The following is a 23,191-nucleotide window of genomic DNA, read 5'->3' as shown; positions in this document are numbered from 1 at the left end:
CAAAAAAGGCCGCAGATTCAATGATCTGCGGCCCTTGTAAAGAATTTTCGAAAATTCTGCCTCAACCCGGCATGATCATTTTTTCCGGGCGTACAACCGCGTCGAATTCCTCGTTCGTGACGTAGCCGCCGCCGACGGCTTCCTCGCGCAGCGTGGTGCCGTTCTTGTGCGCGGTCTTGGCGATCTTGGCGGCGTTGTCGTAGCCGATCTTCGGGGCGAGCGCGGTGACGAGCATCAGCGAACGGTCGAGCGCGGCCTTGATGTTGTCCTCGCGGGCCTCGATGCCCACGACGCAATTGTCCGTGAAGGAGACCGCGGCGTCGGAGAGGAGCTGGACGGACTGCAGGAAGTTGTAGGCCATCAGCGGGTTGAAGACGTTCAGCTCGAAATGGCCCTGGCTGCCGGCGAAGGTGAGGGAGGCGTGATTGCCGAAGACCTGGGCGCACACCTGGGTGAGGGCCTCGCACTGGGTCGGGTTGACCTTGCCGGGCATGATGGACGAGCCGGGCTCGTTTTCCGGCAGCGCCAGCTCGCCGAGGCCCGAGCGCGGGCCGGAGCCGAGGAAGCGGATGTCGTTGGCGATCTTGAACAGCGCGGCGGCGGCCGCATTGATCGCGCCGTGCGAGAACACCATGGAATCGTGGGCGGCCAGCGCCTCGAACTTGTTCGGCGCGGTCTTGAAGTCGATGCCGGTGATCGCGGTGATGTGCGCGGCGACCTTTTCGGCGAAGCCGACCGGGGCGTTGAGGCCGGTGCCGACGGCCGTGCCGCCCTGGGCGAGCTCGCACAGGCCCGGCAGCGTCATCTCGATGCGCTTGATGGAGGAAGCGACCTGCGCGGCGTAGCCGGAGAATTCCTGGCCGAGCGTCAGCGGGGTGGCGTCCTGCGTGTGCGTGCGGCCGATCTTGATGATATGGTCGAAAGCCTTCACCTTGGCTTCGAGGGCCGCATGCAGGTGCTTCAGCGCCGGCAGCAGGTCATGGACGATGCGCTCGGCGCAGGCGATGTGCATGGCCGTCGGGTAGGTGTCGTTCGACGACTGGCTCATGTTGACGTGGTCGTTCGGATGGACCGGCTTCTTCGAGCCCATGACGCCGCCGAGCATTTCGATCGCCCGGTTGGAGATCACCTCGTTGGCGTTCATGTTCGACTGGGTGCCCGAGCCCGTCTGCCAGACGACGAGCGGGAAATGATCGTTCAGCTTGCCGTCGATGACTTCCTGGGCCGCTTCCGTGATCGCCTTGCCGATGGCGGGGTCGAGGCGGTTCAGCTCCATGTTGGCGCGGGCGGCGGCCTGCTTGACGATGCCGAGCGCACGCACGACCGACAGCGGCTGCTTTTCCCAGCCGATCTTGAAGTTGCCGAGCGAGCGCTGGGCCTGCGCGCCCCAATAGCGGCTGTTCTCCACTTCGATGGGGCCGAATGTATCCGTTTCCGTGCGCGTCGATGTCATTGTGCTTCCCGCTAATACCCATGCGCTTCGGTGAGCCGCCGGCAATGCCGCCGCATGGGAGGCGGCAGGCCGGGCACGCGCGTGCCCCCAAGGCCCCGCGCTGGCGCGAAAAAATCGCGCAAATCTCTGGCCCATCTGCGACGGGGTTGCAAGGGGCGGAATGACCGTGCGGGACGAGACTTTCGGTTAAAATCGATTAGGCCGGCGCGCGATCGCCGGCAGGCCCGGCCGGGGCTTCCGGCGCTGTGCCTTTTCCATCACAATCGTCCGCTCGTTTTTTTCGCGCTCCGGGCGCATCCTCGGGGATTTGCGCTTCCCGCGGAAAAAATCGCCGGCAATTCAAATTTTTACCGGGCCTCATCCGTCTGGCTTGCCAGGTCAGGCGTCACGGATTCGTGAGGTTTTGCGGAGAGGGCGGGAAGGGGCGTTTCCTTTTCATCAACCATCCTTTCCTATAACTTACCGGCCTGCTGGTTCGGGCGCCGCCAGAGACCGTGACGTACGGTTCATTCGGGGAATGGAATACAGATGAAGCTTACCAAGACTGCCATGCTGGCCGCCACGCTGGCTCTCTCCTGCGCCACCATTTCGCTCCATGCGACACCCGCCAACGCCCTTACCGTCATGGAATGGCTGAACGGCAAGAAGAAGCAGAAGGCCGAGCCGCTCCCCGGCGTCACGACCGGCGTGGCGCTGCCCGGCGCCGAGACGAAGCAGGCGGCAAAGCCGCTGCCGCGCGTCACCGGCCCGCGCTACTACACCTACAAGGCGGACGCCCTGAAGCGCGTCGCCGTCGATACGCTCGCCGACCCGGTCGTCACCAGCTCCATTTCGGCCGATGTCGCGCCGGCCGGCGATGCGGGCGTGCGCGCCGCCTTCTCCACCGTCGACGTGCGTGCGACGCCGGATGCCGCCAAGGCGGTCGAGACCTTCTACGGCACGCAGAGGAAATTCGTCTGGATCGACGGCACCGGCATCAACGACAAGGCGAAGACCGCCATCGCGGTGCTGGCCGATGCGGCGTCCGTGGGCCTCGACCCCTGGGACTATGCGGTCAAGATTCCGGCGGAAAGCTTCGACGGCGCCGACATGAATGCGCGCTACAGCGAGCTCGCCGCCTTCGAGGTCGGCCTTTCCGCCGCCGTCGCCACCTATGTGCAGGACGCCGTGCGCGGCCGCATCGATCCGAACCGGATTTCCGGCTACCACGATTTCAAGCGCAAGGAGGTCAACCTCGTCGCGGCGCTGAAGAACGTGGCGATGAGCAGCAATGTCAGGGGCTATCTCGAAAGCCGCTCGCCGGCGAGCGCCGATTTCCGGGCGCTGAAGGCGGAGCTCGCCAAGCTGAGGGCCGAAACGTCGGGCGAGGACCGCGTCGTCATCGCCGAGGACACGCTGCTGAAGCCGGGCCAGAGCAACCCGGAGCTTGCCAATGTCGTCAAGGGCATCGTCAAGCACGGCTCGGATGCGCTGAAGACCGATCATTCGCTTGCCATCGCCACCTACAAGGACACGCCGGAATACACGCCCGAGCTGGTCGCGCTCGTCGAGGCCTTCCAGAAGGAGAACGGGCTGAAGCCGGACGGCGTCGTCGGGAAGGCATCGATCCGCAAGCTCACGGGCGGCGATTCGGTCGCCGACAAGATCGCCAAGCTGGAAGTGGCGCTGGAACAGGCGCGCTGGCTGCCGGTCGATCTCGGCGCCCGCCACGTCTTCATCAACCAGCCGGCCTTCCAGGTCTATTACCATGAGAACGGCGCGGAGAAGTTCTCGATGCGCACGGTGGTCGGCTCGAAATCGAACCAGACCTATTTCTTCGAGGACAAGGTGCAGACCGTCGAGGTGAACCCCTATTGGGGCGTGCCGCAGTCGATCATCATCAACGAGATGCTGCCGAAGCTCCGGAACGATCCGTCCTATCTCGACCGCATGGGCTACGAGGTTGCCGTCGGCGGCCGCGCGGTGGCGTCGTCCTCGGTCAACTGGTACGGATCGACCGCCGGCGTTTCCGTTCGCCAGCCGCCGAGCGGCGACAATGCGCTGGGGGAACTGAAGATCCTGTTCCCGAACAGCCATGCCATCTACATGCACGACACGCCGTCGAAGAGCTTCTTCAAGAGGGACATGCGGGCGTTGAGCCATGGCTGCGTGCGCCTTGCCGAGCCCCGCAAGATGGCGGCTGCCGTGCTGGGCATCAGCGAGGCGGAGGTCGGCAAGGAAATCGCCGCCGGCCGCAACAAGGCGCTGAACGTCAAGGCGGATATCCCGATCTACATCGCCTATTTCACCGCCTGGCCGAACAAGGACGGCGTGGTCGAGTATTTCGACGACGTTTATGACCGCGACAGCTACATGCGCAAGGCCTTTGCCGCCACGCAGAAGGCGCGGCAGGCGGAGGGCTGACCGAGCCCTCCGCTTCAGCTCAGCGGATCCTTCCCGGCAATGGAATGCGAGGCGCCCTCATCGGGCGCCTCTTTCGTTGAGCGATCGTCCTGAAGGCCGATTGGCCGGGAAATCAGGAGCCTGCCGCCATCAGCTCCGCATGGGAATTGAAGAAGCGCTCGAGGCCGTACTGCTTGCCGAACATGATGTCGTGCTGCAGGAAGCGGAAGTCGCGCACCAGCGGATCGATCGTCTTCTTGCGTGCCCAGCCGGCCGTGCCGTTGCCCTTGGCGTCGATCAGCATGTAGCGGTCGATGACGCGCAGCTTATCGTGCACCGCGCCGAGGAAGCCGGTGTAGTAGGGATGCTCGAAGCCGGCTTCCTTGAGGATGTAGTAGGACAGGAAGGCCGGGCTGATCGTGCCGATCTCGTTTTGCGCGCCGGATTTGTTCGACCAGATGACGAGCGGGGTCTCGTGCTCCTTCTTCATCTGCTCGGGAGACCCCTTGCGCGAGGCGGTGATGCCCTTCATGTAGCCGGAATTCTTGTAGACCGTGTTGAGCGGCGGAAGGTGGTCGCCGAAGACGACGATGATCGTCTCGCGGTCGCGTTGCTTCGCCCAGTCCATCAGCATCTTCAGGCTGCTGTCGGCTTCCTTGACGCCCTGGGCGTAGCTTGCCAGCATGCGGTTGTCGCGGGCGTCGAGCCTGCCGTCGACCTTGATGTCGGTCTTCGCGTAGCGGCCGTCGTCATAGGGGCCGTGGCCCTGCAGGGTGACGGTGAAGAAGAAGAACGGGTCATCCTGCATGTCCGCCTGGCGGATGAGCTCCTTCGTCAGCGCCTCGTCGGAGGTGAAGTTGCCGCGCTTTTCCAGCGGGGGCATCTTCCCGACGTCCTTGAAGGTCTCGAAGCCGAAGGCCTTGTAGACGCTCGTGCGGTTCCAGAACCAGCCGGAGAACGGGTGAATGGCGCGTGCCGTATAGCCTTCGGCCCGGAAGAAGGTGGCGAGCGAAGGGATCGGCTTGCGCACATATTGCTGGTAGGGAATCGAGCCCATCGGCAGGAAGGCGTTGGAAAAGCCCGTCAGCGCCTCGAACTCGACATTGGCGGTCAGCCCGCCGAATTCCGGGGAGAAGACGCCGCCGCCCTGGTTCTCGCGGATCACCGGCATCGGGTCGGCCGAGAGCTTCACGCTTTCAAGGCGTGTCGGGTCCCACAGCGATTCGCTCATGACGACGATGACGTCAGGCTTGCCGCGGTGGCTCGTGCCGACCGGCATGGGCTTGGACGGGATCTTGTCGATCGCCTCGGTCATGTAGCCGGCAGGAGTCTGCACGTTGGCCATCGGCAGGTTGATGGCGAAGGCCATGACGAAGCCGTTGTGGCGATAGTTCTCCGCCTGGTCCCACATGATCGGGAAGACCTTCAGCCGGTCGCGGACCCAGGAGAACTCGTTGTAGTCCATGACGGAGACGAAGCCGGCCAGAAGCGGCAGCGCGACGGCAAGCCGCGTCAGGCGCTCCTTCTTCGTCAACGGCCGGAAACGGCGCCAGGCGAAGACCCAGAGGCTGACGAGGCCAACGACCGAGGCGATGACGGCGAGCGCGAGGAGGGCGGCCGTCCACGGCCGGTCCTGCACCAGCACCGGCATCAGCTCCAGGATCTGGCGGCCGAAGAGCAGGTCCGTCGGATAGAGCGGATCGGTGAGGAAGACCTGCTTCTGCTGGGAGATCACGCCCATCAGCACGACGAGCGGCGAGACGAGCAGGACGGCCTTGTGCTGGCGGCCGATCAGCGCGTCGATGGCGAGATAGAGCAGGAAGAAGACGCCGGTCGTGGTCCAGGCCGGTTGTCCGGGATTGGTGAAATAACTCCATGTCTGGTCGAGCGAGCCGCGCGTGACGAATTCGACGACGACAACGGTGAGGAGCGCGAGAAGCCCGGAAACGGCAAGCGAACGCAGGACGGCGAGCGCCTTGGCGTGACGCGCGAAGAAGCCTGCCTCGGCGGCGATCTCTTCGTTTGCATTGATCGCCACGGTGGCGGAGGTGAGCAGGGCCAAGGCCGTCTCCAGATTTCATGAAAGTTTCGTGTATCTGTCATACGGTTGTCATCTTGAACAGGAGATGAACGTTTTCTGCAACGTTCTTCCCCTGTTTTGGTTCCTGCGCCGCAGGGCCGTGGTAATGCGCCGAACCCCTTGAAAACCGGACATTTCCGCCGAAAGCGCCGGCAAAGGTTCCGCCCTTCATTCCCAAAACGCCCGTCATGCTCTAAAGAGCTTGTCGACCGTTCGAGAGTGCGACAGCGACGCGCGGCCGCAGGCTCGGGCACCAGCAGGAGATGGGTCCGCAGACATGACTTCCGATCAAGACATGACCTCAGATCAGGGCAGGGCGACGCTGCGCATCGCGGTTGCGCAATTGAACCCGACCGTCGGCGACGTCGCCGGCAACCTCGCCAAGGCGCGCGCCGCCCGCGAGGATGCCGCCCGGCAGGGCGCCGACCTGCTGCTCCTGACCGAACTCTTCATCTCCGGCTATCCGCCGGAAGACCTCGTGCTGAAACCCGCCTTCCTGAAGGCCTGCCGGCGCGCCGTCGACGATCTCGCCGCCGACACCGCCAGGGGCGGCCCCGGCGTCATCATCGGCTTTCCAAGGCAGGACGAGACTGGGCGCTACAACGCGGTCGCCGTCATCGACGGCGGCAAGGTGATCGCGGTGCGCGACAAGGTGGACCTGCCGAATTACGGCGAATTCGACGAAAAGCGCGTCTTCGACCAGGGCGCGATGCCGGGTCCCGTCAATTTCCGTGGCGTGCGCCTCGGCATCCCGATCTGCGAGGACATCTGGGGCGATCTCGGCGTCTGCGAGACGCTGGCCGAGAGCGGCGCGGAAATCCTGCTGTCGCCGAACGGCTCGCCCTACTATCGCGGCAAGGTCGACATCCGCCACCAGGTCGCCCTGAAGCAGGTCATCGAGACCGGCCTGCCGCTCATCTACGCCAACCAGCTCGGCGGCCAGGACGAGCTGGTCTTCGACGGCGCCAGCTTTGCCTTCAACGCCGACAAGTCGCTCGCCTTCCAGATGAGCCAGTTCGAGGAGACGATCGCGCTCACCACCTGGAAGAAGCATGCGGACGGCTGGGTCTGCGACGGCGGGCCGACGTCGCGCATTCCCGAGAAGGAGGAGGCGGACTACCGCGCCTGCCTGCTGGGCTTTCGCGACTACGTCAACAAGAACGGCTTCAAGAACGTCGTGCTCGGCCTGTCCGGCGGCATCGATTCGGCGATCTGCGCGGCGATCGCCGTCGATGCGCTCGGCGAGGAGCGGGTGCGCTGCATCATGATGCCCTATCGCTATACGTCGAAGGATTCACTGAAGGACGCGGCCGATTGCGCCCGGCTGCTCGGCTGCCGCTACGACATCGTGCCGATTGAGGCGCCGGTGACCGGCTTCCTCTCCTCGCTTTCGGAGCTCTTCGAGGGCACCGAGGAAGGCATTACCGAGGAGAACCTCCAGAGCCGCGCGCGCGGAACCATCCTCATGGCGGTCTCCAACAAGTTCGGCTCGATGGTCGTCACGACCGGCAACAAGTCGGAGATGTCGGTCGGCTATGCGACGCTCTACGGCGACATGAACGGCGGCTTCAACCCGATCAAGGACCTCTACAAGATGCAGGTCTATGCCATTTCGCGCTGGCGCAACGCACATGTGCCGCCGGGCGCGCTCGGGCCGACGGGAGAGGTGATCCCGAAGAACATCATCGACAAGGCACCGTCCGCGGAACTGCGCCCCAACCAGACCGACCAGGATTCGCTGCCGCCCTATCCGGTGCTCGACGACATCCTCGAATGCCTGGTGGAGCTGGAGATGAGCACCGAGGAGATCGTCGCCCGCGGGCATGACGCGGCGACCGTGCACCGCATCGAGCACCTGCTCTACATCGCCGAATACAAGCGCCGCCAGTCCGCCCCGGGCGTGAAGATCACCAAGAAGAATTTCGGCCGCGACCGGCGCTACCCGATCACCAACCGCTATCGCGACCGGGGGTAGGGCGTGGACGCGCCGGCCGCTCGCCCGGCCTTCACCGAGGAGGAAATCCGGCTGATCCGGCTGTGGTCGCTGAGCGACCTTTCGGCCGGTCGGCAGCTTTCGGCGCAGATCGCCTATTTCGCGACGCCGGCGGTTTTCGGCCTCTACGGCCTTGCGACCGGCGGCCTCGTCGTCCTCGGCGTCGCCTTCCTCTCCATCCTGCTTCTCCTCGCCTGGGGTTTCGTCACCACCTGGCGCGACCAGCGCAACCTCGTCCTGATGCAGTCGATCTGCCGGAAACTCTCGGCGGGCGAGGAGAGGGAGCCGACGGGCTTCCCAGATCCGGCCAGCCGGAGTTAAGTTTTCGCTCACCAGCCCGCTTAAGCGAATTTTGCCGTCTGTCAGCTAACCTTCGTTCAACAAAGCCGGGCAAACCGGCGGGGGACAGGCAGGGAAACAATGACGGGCAAGGCGCAAGGGGGCCGCGCGACGCGGCGACGCGGGGTTGGTTTGGCGATCCGCACGGCGGCGGTGATGATCGTCCTGCTCTTCGGGGCCGCCAATTATCTCGTGCTCGACTATGCGATCGAGCGGGCCGACAGCTTTGTTGCCGAGACGGAGCGCACGCTGGTACGCAACGAGTTCAGCCACCAGATCGACCAGGTGGTGCAGTACCAGAGCCAGATTTCCTTCTGGGACAAGACCTTCGACGAACTGAAGGACGGCATGCCGGGCGATGCCTTCGTGCGTGACCAGATCCGCGACTGGATGTGGGCCGACTTCGGGTTCTCCTGGATGATCTTCACCACGCCGGGCGGCGAGAAGGTGCTCGGCGTCCATCGCGGCGACAAGGTCTCCGAACGCAAGGCACGCGAGAAGCTGCACTGGGTGAGCGACCTCACGCTGAAGGCGGAGCGGGCCTACCGGGAGGCGCTGTCGCCCGACCGCGGCGGCTGGCAGGTCGAGGGCGCCAAGGAAGATCCCGACCTCCTGACGCCGGCGCTGCCGCAAATCCACGTCTCCGGCATGCGCCTCATCGACCGGGTCATGAGTATCGTCGTCGTGCAGGCGGTCATTCCGAAGTCGCTCTACATTCCCGCAAGCCGGATGCAGCCGACGCTGCTGATCACGGTCAAGCCCGTCTCGCAGAAGATGCTTCTGAACACCGAGCGGCGGCTCGGCGTGCACGATCTCGGCTTCACGCCCATCGTGACGCAGGAGCCGGGGCTGGTGATGACGCCGGTCGGCGCCGACACCTACAATCCGATGGTCGCCTCCTGGCGGCCGAACATGCCGGGCACCTTCGTGTGGAAATCGGCGCTGCCGCAGATCGCGATGTTCGTGCTGGTCTTTGCCGGCGTCATGCTCTTCGTCACGCTGCGCTTTTCCGCGCTCGTCAAGGCGCTGCAGCGCAGCGAGGCGCAGAACGCCTTCCTCGCGCGGCACGATCCGCTGACGGGACTGAAGAACCGCAGCGGCTTCGACGAGGAGGTGCGCCGCGCGATCCGCAAGGGCGAGGCTAGGCCCTTCTCGATCCTCGCGCTCGACCTCGACCGGTTCAAGGCCGTCAACGACCGGTACGGCCATGCGGCGGGCGATGCGGTGCTGCAGACCGTCGCCCGGCGCTTTTCCGAGCGTATCGGCACGCTCGGCTCGGTGGCGCGCCTCGGTGGCGACGAGTTTTCCGTGCTGCTCACCGGCGCCTTCAGCCGGGAGGCGCTCCTCGATCTCGCCGAGAGCCTCGTGCGGGATGCGCAGACGCCGATCGCGCATGACGGGCAGCTTCTGGCAATCGGCGGCAGCGCCGGCATCGCCCAGTTCCCCGACCATGGCGGCAGCCTGCATGACGTGATGGTGATGGCGGATGCCGCGCTCTATGCGGCCAAGAATGGCGGGCGCAACCGCGCCGTCCATGCGGGCGATATGGGCCGCGACGCGGTTGCCGAGGCCGGCACGGCGCGCGCGGCTTGAGGCCGCTTGTGCTGAAGCTCCCTAGCGCCTTGTTTCCACAGGTTTTCTGGTCAGGGGTCTCTCACATCGCGGCTGACCTTCGGCAAAGGCAATCGGGCCAGCTCGCTTCGGCCTCCAGAAATGAGTTGAGAAACAGTTGGATAGAGGCTTTGCTTGCTGAAGTGAGTCAGGTGCCTGTCGGCTTCTTGCGGTTCGCCGGGAAGCGTCGGCCGGTTTGCGAGGGAGGCATGGCATGAGCGAGGGTGCGCGGCTGGACGGCAAGATCGCCGTCGTCACGGGAGGAACGCAGGGACTGGGCGCGACGATCGCCCGGCTCTTTGCCGAGCGGGGCGCGGCGGGCCTCGTCATCTGCGGACGCAATGCCGCCAAGGGCGAGGCGAAGGCGAAGGAGATCTCCGGCGCGACGGGCGTGGCGACGCTCTATGTGAAGGCCGATCTCGGCGCGGTCGAGGATGCGCGCGCGGTCATTGCCGCCTGCGACGAGGCTTTCGGCCGCGTGGATGCGCTGGTCAATGCCGCGGCCATCACCGACCGCGGCACGATCCTCGATACGAGCCCCGAGCTCTTCGACCGCATGTTCGCGGTCAATGTGCGTGCGCCGTTCTTCCTGATGCAGGAGGCAATCAAGGTGATGCGGCGCGAGAAGACCGAGGGCACCATCGTCAATATCGGCTCGATGTCGGCCAAGGCCGGCCAGCCCTTCATTTCCGCCTATTGCGCCTCCAAGGGCGCGCTGGAGACGCTGACCAAGAACACGGCCTATGCCGTGCTGCGCAACCGCATCCGTGTCAACGGCCTCAATATCGGCTGGATGGCCTCGGAGGGCGAGGACCGCATCCAGCGCGAATTCCACGGCGCGGCCGACGACTGGCTGGCCAAGGCCGAGGCAAGCCAGCCCTTCGGGCGGCTCGTCGATCCGGCCGAGGTGGCGCGGGCCTGCGCCTATCTCTCCTCGCCGGAATCCGGCCTGATGACCGGCTCGGTGATCTGCTTCGACCAGTCGGTCTGGGGCGCCTATGACGGCTCGCCCCATCCGGAGGCACCGCTCTGAGGCGCAGACGCGGCGACATGTGGCGCGGACGGGCTTGATCGCGCCCGCGCGTCGTGCGCATATCCTTCGCGTCAGGTGCCCGCTCCGGCGGGAGAATCGGGAATCCGGTGCGGGCGGAAAGCCTAGGTCCGGAACGTGCCCAACGCTGTGACGGGGATGGTCTGCGCCATGAAAGCTTGAATCGATTCAAGCTTTTGCCACTGGTTGTTCAACCGGGAAGGCAGGCGTCGGCCGCGTGACCCGAAGTCAGAAGACCGGCCTGGCACGATAGACCGAACCGCGCGGACGGCGGCAGGTCGTGACGCATTGTTGGGGAGATGACGATGCGAAGCGAACCCTTGGACCCTCTGGTCCGGGCGGGCGCCTTTTCCCGCGAGGAAAGGCAGGCCGTCTACCGTGCCATCGAAACGCGCCGCGACGTGCGCGACCAGTTCCTGCCCGATCCGCTGCCGGACGATCTCGTCGGCCGCCTGCTGCAGGCCGCCCACAACGCCCCGTCCGTCGGCTTCATGCAGCCGTGGAACTTCCTGCTGGTGCGTGGCGCTGAGACACGGCTGGCGGTGCATGCGGCCTTCCTGAAGGCCAATGGCGAGGCGGCGGCGATGTTCGAAAGGGAGCGGCAGGCGCAGTATCGCGCGCTGAAGCTCGAGGGCATCCTGAAGGCGCCGCTGTCGATCTGCGTCACCTGCGATCCGACTCGCGGCGGCGCGGTGGTGCTCGGCCGCACGCACAATCCGCGCATGGATGTTTATTCCACGGTCTGCGCCGTGCAGAACCTGTGGCTGGCGGCGCGGGCGGAAGGCGTGGGCGTCGGCTGGGTCAGCATCTTCCACGACAGCGACATCCGTTCGATCCTCGGCATCCCCGAGCATGTGGAGATCGTTGCCTGGCTCTGCGTCGGCTTCGTCGACCGGCTCTATGGCGAGCCGGAACTGGCGGTGAAGGGATGGCGGCAGCGCCTGCCGCTGGAAGAGCTGGTATTCGAGGAGCGCTGGCCGGGGGAGGGCGTCAGTTGACGCCGGCATCCACCGGGCGGCCGAGGTCGATGGCGGATTCGTTGGCCGGCAGGAAGACCGGGCCGACCGTGCGCACCTTGCTGTTCGCCGGGTCGTAGTCGCGTTCCTCGACCTTCGCCGGCACCTTGACCGGGGTTTCCACCTTCTTGGGCAGGGTGCGGATGGTGGTGATCGAGCCGGTCTCCGCCTCGTCTCCCGCGCCGGCGCGGGCCGTCTCGCCCTCGCCCTTCAGCGCTTTCTCGCGCTTGATCATCTCCTGGTAATAGGCAGAAAGATTGCAGCCGCAGGTGCCGGGCTTGGAGAGGTCGCGCGTGCGGTAGGAGAAGGCGTTCGGCATCTCGTAATAGGGCCGGCCGGTGACGGTGGAGGTCATCTGCTCGGTTTCCTGGCCGCTGGTCATCGACTGGTAGAACAATTCCGTCTCGGTCTGCGGGCACATCATCGCGCAGACCTTCTGGTCACGCCGGAAGTCGAGCGGCGTCGCGCCGGAGGAGATCGGGAAGAAACCGCCGTCGCAGGTGCGCACGCAGACGGTGCGCAGGTTGCCATGGCCGTTGCTGCCGCCTTGCGTGCGCAGTTGCAGGCGCTCGCTGCCTTCCGGTGCGGTGCCGAGCGGCAGGGTGCGCCTGTCGTCGAGCGTGCGCAGCGTTTCCGTCGCCGCGACCGGCATGACCCTTGCCTCGTCGCCGCAGCCATTGCTTTCCAGGAGGGCGGTGAGGCGGTTGCGCTTGCCCTGCGAGGACGTGCCGCCGGCAAATTCGCGGCGCTTCTTGTCGAGGATTTCGAGGTTGCGCACCATCTTGCCGATGACCGTCGCGAGCGTGCCGCAGGCCTCGGCATTCGCGCCGCCGATGACGATGATGCTGCCGCTCGAGCAGCCGAGACGGCGCTGGTCGCTCCTGGCCTTGCGCAGCTGGATGTTCTGGCGGGCGATGGCGCCGGCATATTTGCGGGCGCTTGCGGTGTCGACCACCACCTTGGGCAGGTTGGCAAGCTCCGCCTGAAGCCGCTCGCACACGCCCGCCGCCGCCGTGCCGCCCGAAAAGGCGAGCGTCAGCCCGGTCGCAATGGCAAGGAGGAGGCGGACAGACCCTTTCAAATCATCGATCCCGTGAATGTGGATGGGCCGCGATCGGCCGCACGTACGGCCCTATCATAGGCCGTGGCGGGGGAAGCGCAACGCGCTCCCGGATTTGTGATTAACGCCGGTCATAAAATATGAGTTGCGTATTCATCTTTTTGGCCGTGCCCCGCAATTGATCTCCCCTGGGCCTTGGTGTAGCACTCTCGTCAAACTCAACAGCCGGTCTGCGCCCTTGCCGCGCAACCGCCCCTGGCGGAAACCGGCCCTTGCAGGCAGGTCATCATGCGCATTTCGTCCATCTTGCTCAGCCCCTGGTACGCGCTCCAGCTCGCGTCCGGCGCAAAATCCTTCGCGGACAATCCCATCATCGGCAGCAAATGGCTGAACCGGAGGGGCCTGCACGAAAAGCGCGTCTCGCTCGCCATGCGCATGGCCGCCTGGCGCCGCAGGAAGCTGGAGAACCTCGTCGCCCCGGAATACCGCCGGCAATATGCCGAGAACGGGTTCGTGAAGATCGAGAACTTCCTGTCGCCGGAGGTCTTCGAGGCGGTCACCCGCGAGATCGCCGAGCGGGATTTCGAGCGCTACGACATGCTGCAGGGCGATACCGTCACGCGCCGCGCGATCATCGACGACAGCGACCTCGAAAGCCTGCCGGGCTTCAAGGCGGCGCGCAACGACCCGCGCATCACAAACCTCCTGCGCTACGTCTCGTCCCATGCCGGCCAGCCGCTGCTCGTCGTGCAGGTGGTGATGGCGCTGCCGTCCGTCGTCACGCAGGGCTCGACCGATCCGCAGACCGCGCTGCACAGCGACACGTTCCAGCCGACGGCCAAGGCATGGCTCTTCCTGCGCGATGTCGGCGAGGAGGACGGTCCGTTCGCCTATGTGCCGGGCTCGCACGAGATGACGCCGCAGCGCCTTGCCTGGGAGCGCCGCATCAGCGAGAATGCCGATGCGATCGAGAACAAGTATTCCGCGCGCGGCTCGCTGCGCATCATGCCGGACGAGCTGACGGCGCTGGGCTATGGCCAGCCGGTCAAGATGACGGTGAAGGCGAACACCCTGGTGGTCGCCGACACCCACGGCTTCCATGCCCGCAGCCCGAGCTACAAGACGACGACGCGCATCGAGATCTACGGCTCGCTGCGCCGCAACCCCTTCCTGCCGTTCACCGGCCTGCACATCGCCTCGCTGCCCTTCATCGCATCCGGCATGAACCGGCTGATCATCTCCGCCATGGGTTTTCGCGCAAAGCTCGGCCTCAAGGGCTCGCCCTGGAAGGATGCCGGCCAGGGCAAGGCCGATGAGTGGTCGAAGCGGCTGAAGCAGCCCTCGGCCTGAGCCTCAAGACCGGACGACCCGGCCGCCGCTCTTGCAACGCGGCCGGTTCGTCCCTAGATTTCCGGCAACGCAATGCCGACCGGATGGTGCACCATGGATTTCAACCCGACCGCAAACCGACTTCGTTTTGTCCTCGGGGAAATCCGTATCCATGCCGCATTCCATCACCCTCTCGAAAATCCGGTGGTCCACGCCTGACGGCCACGCCCTCCTTTCCGATCTCGACCTGACCTTCGGCGCCGAGCGCGCCGGGCTCATCGGCCGCAACGGCGTCGGCAAGACGACGCTGCTGAAGCTCGTGGCCGGCGCGCTGGTGCCGCAGGCCGGCAGCGTCACCGTGAACGGCACGCTCGGGCTCCTGCGCCAGAGCGTGCAGGTCACCCCGCAGGAAACCGTCGCCAGCCTGTTCGGCATCGCCGGGGCGCTCGACCTGCTTTCCCGCGCCGCGCGCGGGGAGGCGGATGCCGACGCCCTTGCCGATGCGGACTGGACGCTGGAGGCGCGGCTTGCCGCCGCACTTGCCCGCGTCGGGCTGGAGGCGGAGCCGCAGACGCCGCTTGCCGCCCTTTCCGGCGGACAGCGCACCCGTGCGGCGCTCGCCGCCCTCATCTTCAGCGAGCCCGACTTCCTGCTGCTCGACGAGCCGACGAACAATCTCGACCGCGACGGGCGGCAGGCGGTCATCGATCTCCTTGCCGGCTGGCGGGCGGGGGCGATCGTCGTCAGCCACGACCGCGCGCTGCTGGAGACCATGGATGCCATCGTCGAGCTGACGACGCTCGGCGCGACCCGCTATGGCGGCAACTGGAGCGCCTATCGCGAACGCAAGGCGCTGGAGCTTGCCGCCGCCCATCGCGACCTTGCGGATGCGGAAAAACATGCCGCCGAGGTGGCGCGCACCATGCAGGTCGTCGCCGAGCGCAAGGCGCGCAAGGACAGCGCCGGCCGCCGCAAGAGGGCGCGCGGCGACATTCCGCGCATCATGCTGGGCGCCATGAAGGAGCGCAGCGAGCTGACGGGCGGCGCGAATGCGCGGCTTGCCGAGGACCGGCAGGTGCAGGCGGGCGAGGCGGTGGCGGCGGCGCGCGAGCGCATCGAGATCCTCCAGCCGCTGACCGTCGCCGTACCGCCGACGCATCTTTCCGCCGGCAGGACGGTGCTCCGGATGGACGGCGTCACCGCCGGCTACCGGGCGGATCACCCGGTCATCCGCGACCTGTCCTTCACCATGACCGGGCCGGAGCGGGTGGCCGTGACGGGGCCGAACGGTTCGGGCAAGACGACCTTGCTGGCGCTCGTCACCGGCGCGCTCGCCCCCTGGCGGGGCAGCGTGCGCCTCCTTGCGGACGCCGCCATGCTCGACCAGAAGGTGAGCCTGCTCGATCCGGCCCTGTCGATCCGCGACAATTTTCGCCGGATCAATCCCGAGGCCGGCGAGAATGCCTGCCGGGCGGCGCTGGCGCGCTTCATGTTCCGCGCGGATGCCGCCCTGCAGGCCACCGGCAGCCTTTCGGGCGGGCAGCTGTTGCGCACCGGCCTTGCCTGCGTGCTCGGCGGAGACACGCCGCCGGCGCTGCTGATCCTCGACGAGCCGACGAACCATCTGGACATCGATTCGATCGAGGCGGTGGAGGCGGGGCTGCGGGCCTATGACGGCGCGCTCCTCGTCGTCAGCCACGACGAGGCGTTTCTTGCGGCGATCGGCATGACGCGCCGGCTGGCGCTTTCGGCGATATGAGATGATGCCGGGCCGCCGCCCATTCCTCCGTCAGGCCGGTTCTCACTCGGCCATCCACGCCGCACCCGGAGCGTGGATCCTCGGGGCAAGCCCGAGGATGACGAAGGCGTGCGGGGGAAGGCCTTGCAGTCCTCAACCCGGTCTCGAGTCGCGTTCCGCCTAGCTCCGGCCGAAACGCGCGATGACTTCGGCAAGCGGCACGTGGCCCTTGAAGGCGCCTGAGCCGGCTGGTGTCTCGCCGCTTTCCACTGCGGTGGCGAACGCGACGGCGGGGTCGGCCTTCAGCCGGCCGCGGATGGCCGCGATGCGGGGCCAGCGGCTTGCCGGGGCGACCGCGTGGTAATCGAGCCAGCGGGCGACGCCGATGAGCACGCCGTCCGCAAGCGTCGGGCGGTCGCCGGCAAGGTAGGGCGTGTCGCCGAGCATCGCCTCCAGCTTGTCGTGCCGCTCGATGACGCCCTCGCGGCCCCAGCGGCGGAGCGACTCCTCCAGCACCGGGTCCGGCGTCTCCAGTTCGAGCGCAGCCCAGAGCGGGCTGAAGGCGCCGGTGAAGCCGGTGTTGAGATAGGCCATCAGCTGGACCATGCGGTCGGCCTCCGGCGTTGCGGGATCGAAGCTGACGCGCCGTTCCGTGTCGCGCGCGGCGATCCAGTGGGCGATGGCCATGGTCTCGGTGATCACCCGGCCGTCATCGGTGACGAGGGCCGGCGTTTCGTGCCGGGCGTTGAGGCGGGCATAGGACGGGTCGCGCATTTCGCCCAGCATGTCGACGCGGCAGAGGCGGTAGGGCTTTCCCAGCCATTCCAGCGCGGCGACGAGGCCCATGGAGCTTCCGGCGGGAAAGCCGTAGACGAGGATCGGTTCCAATGTTCTTCTCCGTGATTTCTGTTGACCACGCTGCGCAGCGACACTGGACCTAAGCCTTGCCTGCCCCCATGTAAATTACGCACATTTTTGTCACCATGCCGGAGCCCGCCATGAAGGATCTCGTTTCCCGCTGCCCGATCGAGGAGGTCATGCAGGTCTTGAGCGGCCGCTGGCCGACCCTGCTGATCTACTACCTGAAGGACGGCACGAAGCGCTTCAGCGACCTCCGGCGCGACAACCCGACCGTCTCGCACCGCATCCTGACGCTCGAACTGCGCAAGCTGGAAAAGGCCGGCATCGTGCGGCGGACGGTCTTCGGCGGCTATCCGCTGCGAGTCGAATACGACCTCACGCCATCCGGCCTGACGCTGCTGCCGCTGGTCGACGCGCTCGGCGACTGGTGGGAGGCGCGGGATGCCGGGCGCCCGGCGCCGCAAACGAAGACGGCCGCCGAGGCGGCGGCCGTTTCGTAAGGCTGGAGCATTTCCGCTTCTCCTCGAATCGCGAAAACGCTCTATCTGTTTGTTTTTATGCAATTCCGGACGCAAAACCGCTTCGCACTTTTGCTGGAAATGCTCTAGGATGACCGGTCAGGCCGGGTTGGAGGCTTCCACCACGGCAAGCGCGGCCATGTTCACCACGCCGCGCGAGGTGACCGACGGCGAGAGGATATGGGCGGGCATGGCGGCGCCGAGCAGGATCGGGCCGACATGCAGGCTGTCCGTCATGGTCTTGACGACGCCGAGCGTGATGTTGGCGGCGTCGAGATTGGGGAAGACCAGGAGGTTGGCTTCGCCGGACAGCGTCGAATTCGGCATGACGCGCTGGCGCAGGGCCTCGGAGATCGCGGCGTCGCCGTGCATCTCGCCGTCCGCCTCGAGCGTCGGGTCCATCTCGTGCACCATCTCCATGGCGCGGCGCATCTTGAAGGCGCTGTCGGAATCGCGCGAGCCGAAGTTCGAATGGGAGACGAGGGCGGCGCGCGGCGTGATGCCGAAGCGGCGGATCTCCTGCGCGGCCATCACCGTCATCTGCGCCACTTCCTCGGCCGTCGGGTCGAAGGTGACATAGGTGTCGGTGAAGAAGGTGGCGCCGCGCTGCGAGATCAGCAGGCTGAGCCCGGAGAAGTCGAGCACGCCCTCCTTCTTGCCGATGATCTGGCTGACGTCGCGCAGGTGCTTGGCATAACGCCCCTCGACGCCGCAGATCAGCGCATCGGCCTCGCCACGCTTGAGGGCCAGCGCGCCGATGACCGTCTGGTTGGTGCGCACGATGGTGCGCGCGGCTTCCGGGATGACGCCGCGGCGGCCGACGATGCGGAAATAGTCGTCGACATAGTCGCGGTAGCGCGGATCGTCCTCGGGGTTCACGACCTCGAAGTCGGTCTGCGGGCGGATGCGCAGGCCGTAGCGCTTGAGACGCGTCTCGATGATCTGCGGGCGGCCGATGAGGATCGGCTTGGCGATGTCCTCCTCCAGCAGCACCTGGGCGGCACGCAGCACGCGCTCGTCCTCGCCTTCGGCGAAGATCACGCGCTTGCGGGCAGCGTTCTTCGCGGCGGCGAAGATCGGCTTCATGATGAAGCCCGAACGCCAGACGAAGCGGTTGAGCTGGTCGAGATAGGCGTCGAAATCGGTGATCGGGCGCATCGCCACGCCGGTTTCGGCCGCCGCGCGCGCGACGGCCGGCGCAATGCGCAGGATGAGGCGCTGGTCGAAGGGCGAGGGGATGAGGTAGTTCGGGCCGAAGCTCGGCGTATCGCCGGAATAGGCGCGGGCGGCGACGTCGGACACTTCCTCGCGGGCGAGGGAGGCGATGGCGCGCACGGCGGCCATCTTCATCTCCTCGTTGATCGTGCGCGCGCCGCAATCGAGCGCGCCGCGGAAGATGTAGGGGAAGCAGAGGACGTTGTTGACCTGATTGGGGAAGTCGGAGCGGCCGGTGCAGATCATCGCGTCCGGGCGGGCGGCGCGCGCCTCCTCGGGCATGATTTCCGGCGTCGGGTTGGCGAGCGCCATGATCAGCGGCTTCTCCGCCATGCGGGCGAGCAGCTCCGGCTTCAAAACGCCGGCGGCCGACAGGCCGAGGAAGACGTCCGCACCGTCGATGGTCTCGGAGAGCTGGCGCTTGTCGGTCTCCTGCGCATAGACGCTCTTCCACTGGTCCATCAGGGCCTCGCGGCCCTTGTAGACGAGGCCCTCGATGTCGTGCACCCAGATGTTCTCGACCTTCGCGCCGAGCGAGACGAGCTGGTTGAGACAGGCAAGCGCGGCCGCGCCCGCGCCCGAGGCGACGATCTTGGCGTCGGAAAGCGCCTTGCCGGCGAGCTCCAGGCCGTTGAGGACCGCGGCGGCGACGATGATCGCCGTGCCGTGCTGGTCGTCGTGGAAGACGGGGATGTCCATCTTCTCGCGCAGCTGGCGCTCCACCTCGAAACATTCCGGCGCCTTGATGTCTTCCAGGTTGATGCCGCCGAAGGTCGGCTCCGGCGCGGAGACGACGTTGACCATCTCGTCCACGGTCGGGGCGTCGATCTCGATGTCGAAGACGTCGATGCCGGCGAACTTCTTGAAGAGCACCGCCTTGCCTTCCATCACGGGCTTGGAGGCGAGCGGGCCGATATTGCCGAGGCCGAGCACGGCCGTGCCGTTGGAGACGACGGCGACGAGGTTGGCGCGCGCCGTGTAGTCGGCGGCCGTGTTGGCGTCGTCGCGGATGGCGAGGCAGGGCGCGGCGACGCCGGGCGAATAGGCGAGCGCCAGGTCGCGCTGGTTGCCGAGCGGCTTGGTCGGGTTGATCTCGAGCTTGCCGGGGCGGGGGTGACGGTGGAAGAAGAGGGCCTGCTGGTCGATGTCGCCGCTTGCCGGACCGTCCTGCGTCCGCGATTTGTCACCCGTGCTCATGATGCTCCCTGCCATATGCTGTTTTTGTTGCGGCCCTTCTTTGCACGAAACCGCCGCGACGTGGTTTTCCGAGTCTTCCATAAAGCCGCAATCAGCGGTCTGTGCAATGCCTATTTGCCATCGAAAAAGGCATAGGTGTGTCATCAATCTGAAACAGGAGTCTGGTTTTCAACGGGGTGAAAGCCGCCCCTTACGACGACCACCGCGGCGGCCGGCCACCCGGAGACAGACGCATGACCGCGACCCTCGCCGACCCGAATGTCCGCCATTTCCGCACGCTGTTCATCTCGGACGTGCATCTGGGATCGAAGGCGGCCAAGGCGGACTTCCTGATCGACTTCCTGCGGCATCACGAAGCCGAGACGATCGTGCTCGTCGGCGACATCGTCGACGGCTGGCGCCTGAAGCGCAACTGGTACTGGCCGCAGGCCTTCAACGACGTCACGCAGAAGCTTCTGCGCAAGGCGCGCAAGGGCACGCGCGTCATCTACATTCCCGGCAACCACGACGAGTTCCTGCGCGACTTCCCGGGCACCCATTTCGGCGGCGTGGAAGTGGCTGACCGCATCATCCACGAGGCTGCCGACGGCAAGCGCTACCTCGTGCTGCATGGCGACGAGTTCGACGTCGTCGTGCGCCATGCCCGCGTCGTCGCCTATCTCGGCGACTGGGCCTATGACGCGGCCATCGCCATCAACGTCGTCTTCGCCGCCATCCGCCGCCGGCTCGGCCTGCCGTACTGGTCCTTCTCCTCCTGGGCCAAGCAGCAGGTGAAGACGGCGGTGAACTTCATCGGCGAGTTCCAGAAGGTGGTCGTCGAGGAGGCGCGGCGCCACGATGCCGACGGCGTGATCTGCGGCCACATCCACCACGCCGTCATCACCGAGATCGACGGCATCCGCTACATCAACAGCGGCGACTGGGTGGAGAGCTGCACGGCGATCGCCGAGCATCACGACGGCGAGATGGAGCTGATCACCTGGCAGATGCTCGCATCGAGCCCTGCCGAGGTGGTTCCGGTCTCGCGCCGGATGCTGGCGATCGAAACCCGGGAGCCGGAGGCGGCGTAAGCCGGCTTTCACCTGTTCGGCCTTCCGGCCCGCGGGCAGAAATAGCGCATTGGCGTACGTACGTCGGCATGCTAGAGCCGGGGCGTTCCAACGCAGGTTCCCCGCCAATGAATGCCCCTTCCGGGTTTACCGTGACCGCCGGCGCGCCGCCGTTCTTCGCCGCGCGCATCGCTCTCGTCTTCTGCGCGCCGATGATGGTCAACGGCATTGCGCTGCCGTTCTTCCCGGTCTGGCTGGAAACGCTGTCGATGAGCGACTTCCAGATCGGCGTCGTCCTTGCCGTGCCGATGTTCGTGCGCGTCTTCACCGCGCCGGTGGCCGGCATCATCGCGGACCGGATCGGCGAGCGTTCGATCGTGCTGCTCTGGTCGGCGCTGCTGTCGCTTTCGACGGCGCTCGCGCTCTTTGCGACCGGGTCCTTCTGGCCGGTGCTGCTGCTCTACACGCTGCAGGGCGCGGTCTATTCGCCCTATGTGCCTATCACCGAGGCGATCATGCTATCGGGCGTGCGGCGCTGGAATTTCGATTACGGCAAGATGCGCCTGTGGGGCTCGCTCGCCTTCATCGTCGCGACGATGATCGGCGGCTGGCTTGCCGGGCTCTACGGGGGCGCCATGGTGCTGCCGGCGATGGCGGTGGCCTTCGTGCTGACGGTGCTCGGCGCGGTGATCGCCCCCAGGATCGGCAAGCCGCGCCGCCCGTCGCCGATCGCCGCGATCGCCACCATGCCGACGAAGAGCACGCTGCGGCAGGCGGATGTGCAGCTCATGCTGATCGGCGTCTCGCTCGTCAATGCGAGCCATGCCATGCTGTTCGCCTTCTCGGCGATCTACTGGCAGAAGATGGGTTTCAGCGGGGTGGACGTCGGCATCCTGTGGAGCGCCGGCGTTTTTGCCGAGGTGGTCTTCTTCCTCTTCGCCGTCCAGTTGCGGCGCCGCTTCAATCTCTGGTCCATGATGACGGTCGGCTGTGCCGTGGCGGTCGGCCGCTGGATCCTCTTTCCCATGGAGATGTCCTTTTCCGGCTATTTCGCGCTGCAATGTCTGCACGCCTTCACCTATGCGCTCATCCACATGAGCGCGCAGAGCCGGCTGGTGGAGCGCGTGGCGGAGGAGCAGGAAGCGGCGGCGCAGGGGCTCTATTTCTTCTATACCGGCGTCTTCACGGCCCTCGCCACCTTCGTTTCGGGCTATGCCTTCAGCTGGTACGGCGTTCACGGCTTCTACCTGATGTCTTTCGTCGCCGCGGCCGGCCTCGTCTCGGTCGTCGCCGGCCGCATCGTCGCGCCGCGCGCTCAGCCCCAGAGCGCGGCGTCCGGCGGATAGACGGTCGAGCCCTCGTAGGTGAGGCCCGGCTCCCGGTCGCGGGCGAGCAGCAGCGGGCCGTCGAGATCGACGAAATCGGCGCCCTGCGCCAGCAGAACGGCCGGCGCCATGCCGAGTGACGTGCCGACCATGCAGCCCACCATGACCTTCAGCCCGTTCTCCTTCGCCGCCTCGCGCAGCGCCAGCGCCTCCGTCAGCCCGCCGGCCTTGTCGAGCTTGATGTTGATGGCGTCGTAGCGGTCGGCAAGTTCCCGGACGTCCTGCGCCTGGTGCACGCTCTCGTCGGCACAGACCGGGACGGGGCGGGCCGCGCCCCGCAGCGCCGAATCGTTGCCCGCCGGAAGCGGCTGCTCGACGAGGGCGATGCGCGCCTCGGCGCAGATGGCGAAGTGACGGGCGAGGTTTTCCGGGGTCCAACCCTCGTTGGCATCGAGGATGATGGCGCTTTCCGGCGCACCGGCGCGCACCGCGCGGATGCGGGCGGCGTCGTCCGCCGTGCCGACCTTGACCTTGAGCAGGGGGCGGGCGGCCTCCTGCGCCGCCTGCCGCTGCATCGCCTCGGGCTCGCCGAGGGAGAGCGTGTAGGCGGTGATGAGCTCCCGCGGCGGCGCGGCGTTGATCACCTGTGAGGTCGGCACGCCGGAAAGCTTCGCTTCGAGGTCCCACAGCGCGCAGTCGATGGCGTTGCGCGCCGCGCCCGCGGGCATGATCCGCGCCAGTTCCTCGCGGCCCATGCCGTCCTCCACGGCGCCGCGCATGTCCTCGATGGCGGCAAGCACGCCGGCGACCGATTCGCCGTAGCGCGCATAGGGAACGCACTCGCCGCGCCCGGAAAGGCCGGAACCGCCGATCGTGCAGGTCACCACCTCCGCCGTCGTCTTGGCGCCGCGGGAAATGGTGAAAGTGCCGGCAATCGGGAAGCTTTCGGTGGTGGCGAGCAATGTGCGGCGCAT

17 protein-coding genes and 1 riboswitch are annotated in these 23,191 nt (G+C 66.4%); of the genes, 11 read left to right on the top strand and 6 right to left on the bottom strand.

Annotated elements, in window-relative coordinates; all coding sequences use genetic code 11:
- Positions 1-61 precede the first annotated feature (61 nt).
- Positions 62-1,453: a class II fumarate hydratase gene (fumC, locus tag AABF56_RS08805; RefSeq protein WP_272805641.1), complete on the bottom strand. Its 1,392-nt coding sequence runs from the start codon at positions 1,451-1,453 to the stop codon at positions 62-64.
- A 528-nt stretch (positions 1,454-1,981) separates the two neighbouring features.
- Here fumC and AABF56_RS08800 point away from each other — a divergent pair.
- Entirely contained in the window at positions 1,982-3,856 is a 1,875-nt protein-coding gene (locus tag AABF56_RS08800; RefSeq protein WP_272805640.1) for a L,D-transpeptidase family protein, read from the top strand.
- 112 nt (positions 3,857-3,968) lie between these two features.
- On the opposite strand, the gene AABF56_RS08795 is transcribed toward AABF56_RS08800, so the two are convergent.
- The gene (locus AABF56_RS08795; RefSeq protein ID WP_443021097.1) at positions 3,969-5,897 is read right to left on the bottom strand and encodes an LTA synthase family protein; all 1,929 of its coding nucleotides are present in this window, start codon (positions 5,895-5,897) and stop codon (positions 3,969-3,971) included.
- Between the two features lie 313 nt (positions 5,898-6,210).
- Between AABF56_RS08795 and AABF56_RS08790 the strand changes: the two genes are divergently transcribed.
- The 5 genes from AABF56_RS08790 (at position 6,211) to bluB (ending at position 11,907) form a co-directional block, all read left to right on the top strand.
- Positions 6,211-7,890 carry an NAD+ synthase gene (locus AABF56_RS08790; RefSeq protein WP_272807470.1) on the top strand — a complete coding sequence of 560 codons (1,680 nt, stop codon included), beginning with the start codon at positions 6,211-6,213 and terminating at the stop codon, positions 7,888-7,890.
- 3 nt (positions 7,891-7,893) lie between these two features.
- Positions 7,894-8,229, top strand: a complete 336-nt coding sequence (locus AABF56_RS08785) for a hypothetical protein (protein ID WP_272805639.1) — start codon at positions 7,894-7,896, stop codon at positions 8,227-8,229.
- A 150-nt stretch (positions 8,230-8,379) separates the two neighbouring features.
- Positions 8,380-9,840, top strand: coding sequence for a sensor domain-containing diguanylate cyclase (locus tag AABF56_RS08780; protein WP_272805638.1), 1,461 nt, complete (start codon positions 8,380-8,382; stop codon positions 9,838-9,840).
- A 232-nt stretch (positions 9,841-10,072) separates the two neighbouring features.
- Complete coding sequence (locus AABF56_RS08775; RefSeq protein ID WP_272805637.1) at positions 10,073-10,891, top strand: SDR family oxidoreductase; 819 nt, start codon at positions 10,073-10,075, stop codon at positions 10,889-10,891.
- 56 nt (positions 10,892-10,947) lie between these two features.
- Positions 10,948-11,168, top strand: a riboswitch (cobalamin riboswitch).
- Positions 11,169-11,214: 46 nt separating this feature from the next.
- Positions 11,215-11,907 carry a 5,6-dimethylbenzimidazole synthase gene (gene bluB, locus AABF56_RS08770; RefSeq protein WP_272805636.1) on the top strand — a complete coding sequence of 231 codons (693 nt, stop codon included), beginning with the start codon at positions 11,215-11,217 and terminating at the stop codon, positions 11,905-11,907.
- Here the strand turns inward: bluB and AABF56_RS08765 are convergent.
- Positions 11,900-13,006, bottom strand: coding sequence for a DUF2865 domain-containing protein (locus AABF56_RS08765; RefSeq protein ID WP_244769647.1), 1,107 nt, complete (start codon positions 13,004-13,006; stop codon positions 11,900-11,902). The two genes, bluB and AABF56_RS08765, sit on opposite strands and share 8 nt — an antisense overlap.
- 267 nt (positions 13,007-13,273) lie before the next feature.
- Here AABF56_RS08765 and AABF56_RS08760 point away from each other — a divergent pair, with 267 nt between their 5' ends.
- Complete coding sequence (locus tag AABF56_RS08760; RefSeq protein ID WP_272805635.1) at positions 13,274-14,335, top strand: phytanoyl-CoA dioxygenase family protein; 1,062 nt, start codon at positions 13,274-13,276, stop codon at positions 14,333-14,335.
- A 151-nt stretch (positions 14,336-14,486) separates the two neighbouring features.
- The gene (locus tag AABF56_RS08755) at positions 14,487-16,073 is read left to right on the top strand and encodes an ABC-F family ATP-binding cassette domain-containing protein (RefSeq protein WP_272805634.1); all 1,587 of its coding nucleotides are present in this window, start codon (positions 14,487-14,489) and stop codon (positions 16,071-16,073) included.
- 159 nt (positions 16,074-16,232) lie between these two features.
- Here AABF56_RS08755 and AABF56_RS08750 read toward each other — a convergent pair whose 3' ends face one another.
- Entirely contained in the window at positions 16,233-16,940 is a 708-nt protein-coding gene (locus AABF56_RS08750; protein ID WP_272805633.1) for a glutathione S-transferase family protein, read from the bottom strand.
- 110 nt (positions 16,941-17,050) lie between these two features.
- On the opposite strand from AABF56_RS08750, the gene AABF56_RS08745 reads away from it, so the two are divergent.
- Positions 17,051-17,413 carry a winged helix-turn-helix transcriptional regulator gene (locus AABF56_RS08745; RefSeq protein ID WP_272805632.1) on the top strand — a complete coding sequence of 121 codons (363 nt, stop codon included), beginning with the start codon at positions 17,051-17,053 and terminating at the stop codon, positions 17,411-17,413.
- Between the two features lie 117 nt (positions 17,414-17,530).
- Here AABF56_RS08745 and AABF56_RS08740 read toward each other — a convergent pair whose 3' ends face one another.
- Complete coding sequence (locus AABF56_RS08740) at positions 17,531-19,843, bottom strand: NADP-dependent malic enzyme (protein WP_272805631.1); 2,313 nt, start codon at positions 19,841-19,843, stop codon at positions 17,531-17,533.
- Between the two features lie 233 nt (positions 19,844-20,076).
- Between AABF56_RS08740 and AABF56_RS08735 the strand changes: the two genes are divergently transcribed.
- The gene (locus AABF56_RS08735; protein ID WP_272805630.1) at positions 20,077-20,913 is read left to right on the top strand and encodes a UDP-2,3-diacylglucosamine diphosphatase; all 837 of its coding nucleotides are present in this window, start codon (positions 20,077-20,079) and stop codon (positions 20,911-20,913) included.
- A 107-nt stretch (positions 20,914-21,020) separates the two neighbouring features.
- The gene (locus AABF56_RS08730; protein WP_272805629.1) at positions 21,021-22,238 is read left to right on the top strand and encodes an MFS transporter; all 1,218 of its coding nucleotides are present in this window, start codon (positions 21,021-21,023) and stop codon (positions 22,236-22,238) included.
- Here the strand turns inward: AABF56_RS08730 and dgcA are convergent.
- Positions 22,208-23,191, bottom strand: a complete 984-nt coding sequence (gene dgcA / locus AABF56_RS08725) for an N-acetyl-D-Glu racemase DgcA (protein WP_272805628.1) — start codon at positions 23,189-23,191, stop codon at positions 22,208-22,210. The genes AABF56_RS08730 and dgcA overlap by 31 nt on opposite strands.

This window comes from Shinella sp. WSC3-e, from assembly GCF_945994535.1.
Taxonomy (GTDB): Bacteria; Pseudomonadota; Alphaproteobacteria; order Rhizobiales; family Rhizobiaceae; genus Shinella; species Shinella yambaruensis.
This window is presented reverse-complemented; position numbering and strand designations above follow the sequence as displayed.

Bases quoted from the DNA above. Each gene is read 5' to 3' on its own strand.
- AABF56_RS08755 (WP_272805634.1), top strand. From the start codon at position 14,487: ATGCCGCATTCCATCACCCTCTCGAAAATCCGGTGGTCCACGCCTGAC.
- AABF56_RS08800 (WP_272805640.1), top strand. From the start codon at position 1,982: ATGAAGCTTACCAAGACTGCCATGCTGGCCGCCACGCTGGCTCTCTCC.
- bluB (WP_272805636.1), top strand. From the start codon at position 11,215: ATGCGAAGCGAACCCTTGGACCCTCTGGTCCGGGCGGGCGCCTTTTCC.
- fumC (WP_272805641.1), bottom strand. From the start codon at position 1,453: ATGACATCGACGCGCACGGAAACGGATACATTCGGCCCCATCGAAGTG.
- AABF56_RS08775 (WP_272805637.1), top strand. From the start codon at position 10,073: ATGAGCGAGGGTGCGCGGCTGGACGGCAAGATCGCCGTCGTCACGGGA.
- dgcA (WP_272805628.1), bottom strand. From the start codon at position 23,191: ATGCGCCGCACATTGCTCGCCACCACCGAAAGCTTCCCGATTGCCGGC.
- AABF56_RS08790 (WP_272807470.1), top strand. From the start codon at position 6,211: ATGACCTCAGATCAGGGCAGGGCGACGCTGCGCATCGCGGTTGCGCAA.
- AABF56_RS08760 (WP_272805635.1), top strand. From the start codon at position 13,274: ATGCGCATTTCGTCCATCTTGCTCAGCCCCTGGTACGCGCTCCAGCTC.
- AABF56_RS08745 (WP_272805632.1), top strand. From the start codon at position 17,051: ATGAAGGATCTCGTTTCCCGCTGCCCGATCGAGGAGGTCATGCAGGTC.
- AABF56_RS08735 (WP_272805630.1), top strand. From the start codon at position 20,077: ATGACCGCGACCCTCGCCGACCCGAATGTCCGCCATTTCCGCACGCTG.
- AABF56_RS08740 (WP_272805631.1), bottom strand. From the start codon at position 19,843: ATGAGCACGGGTGACAAATCGCGGACGCAGGACGGTCCGGCAAGCGGC.
- AABF56_RS08730 (WP_272805629.1), top strand. From the start codon at position 21,021: ATGAATGCCCCTTCCGGGTTTACCGTGACCGCCGGCGCGCCGCCGTTC.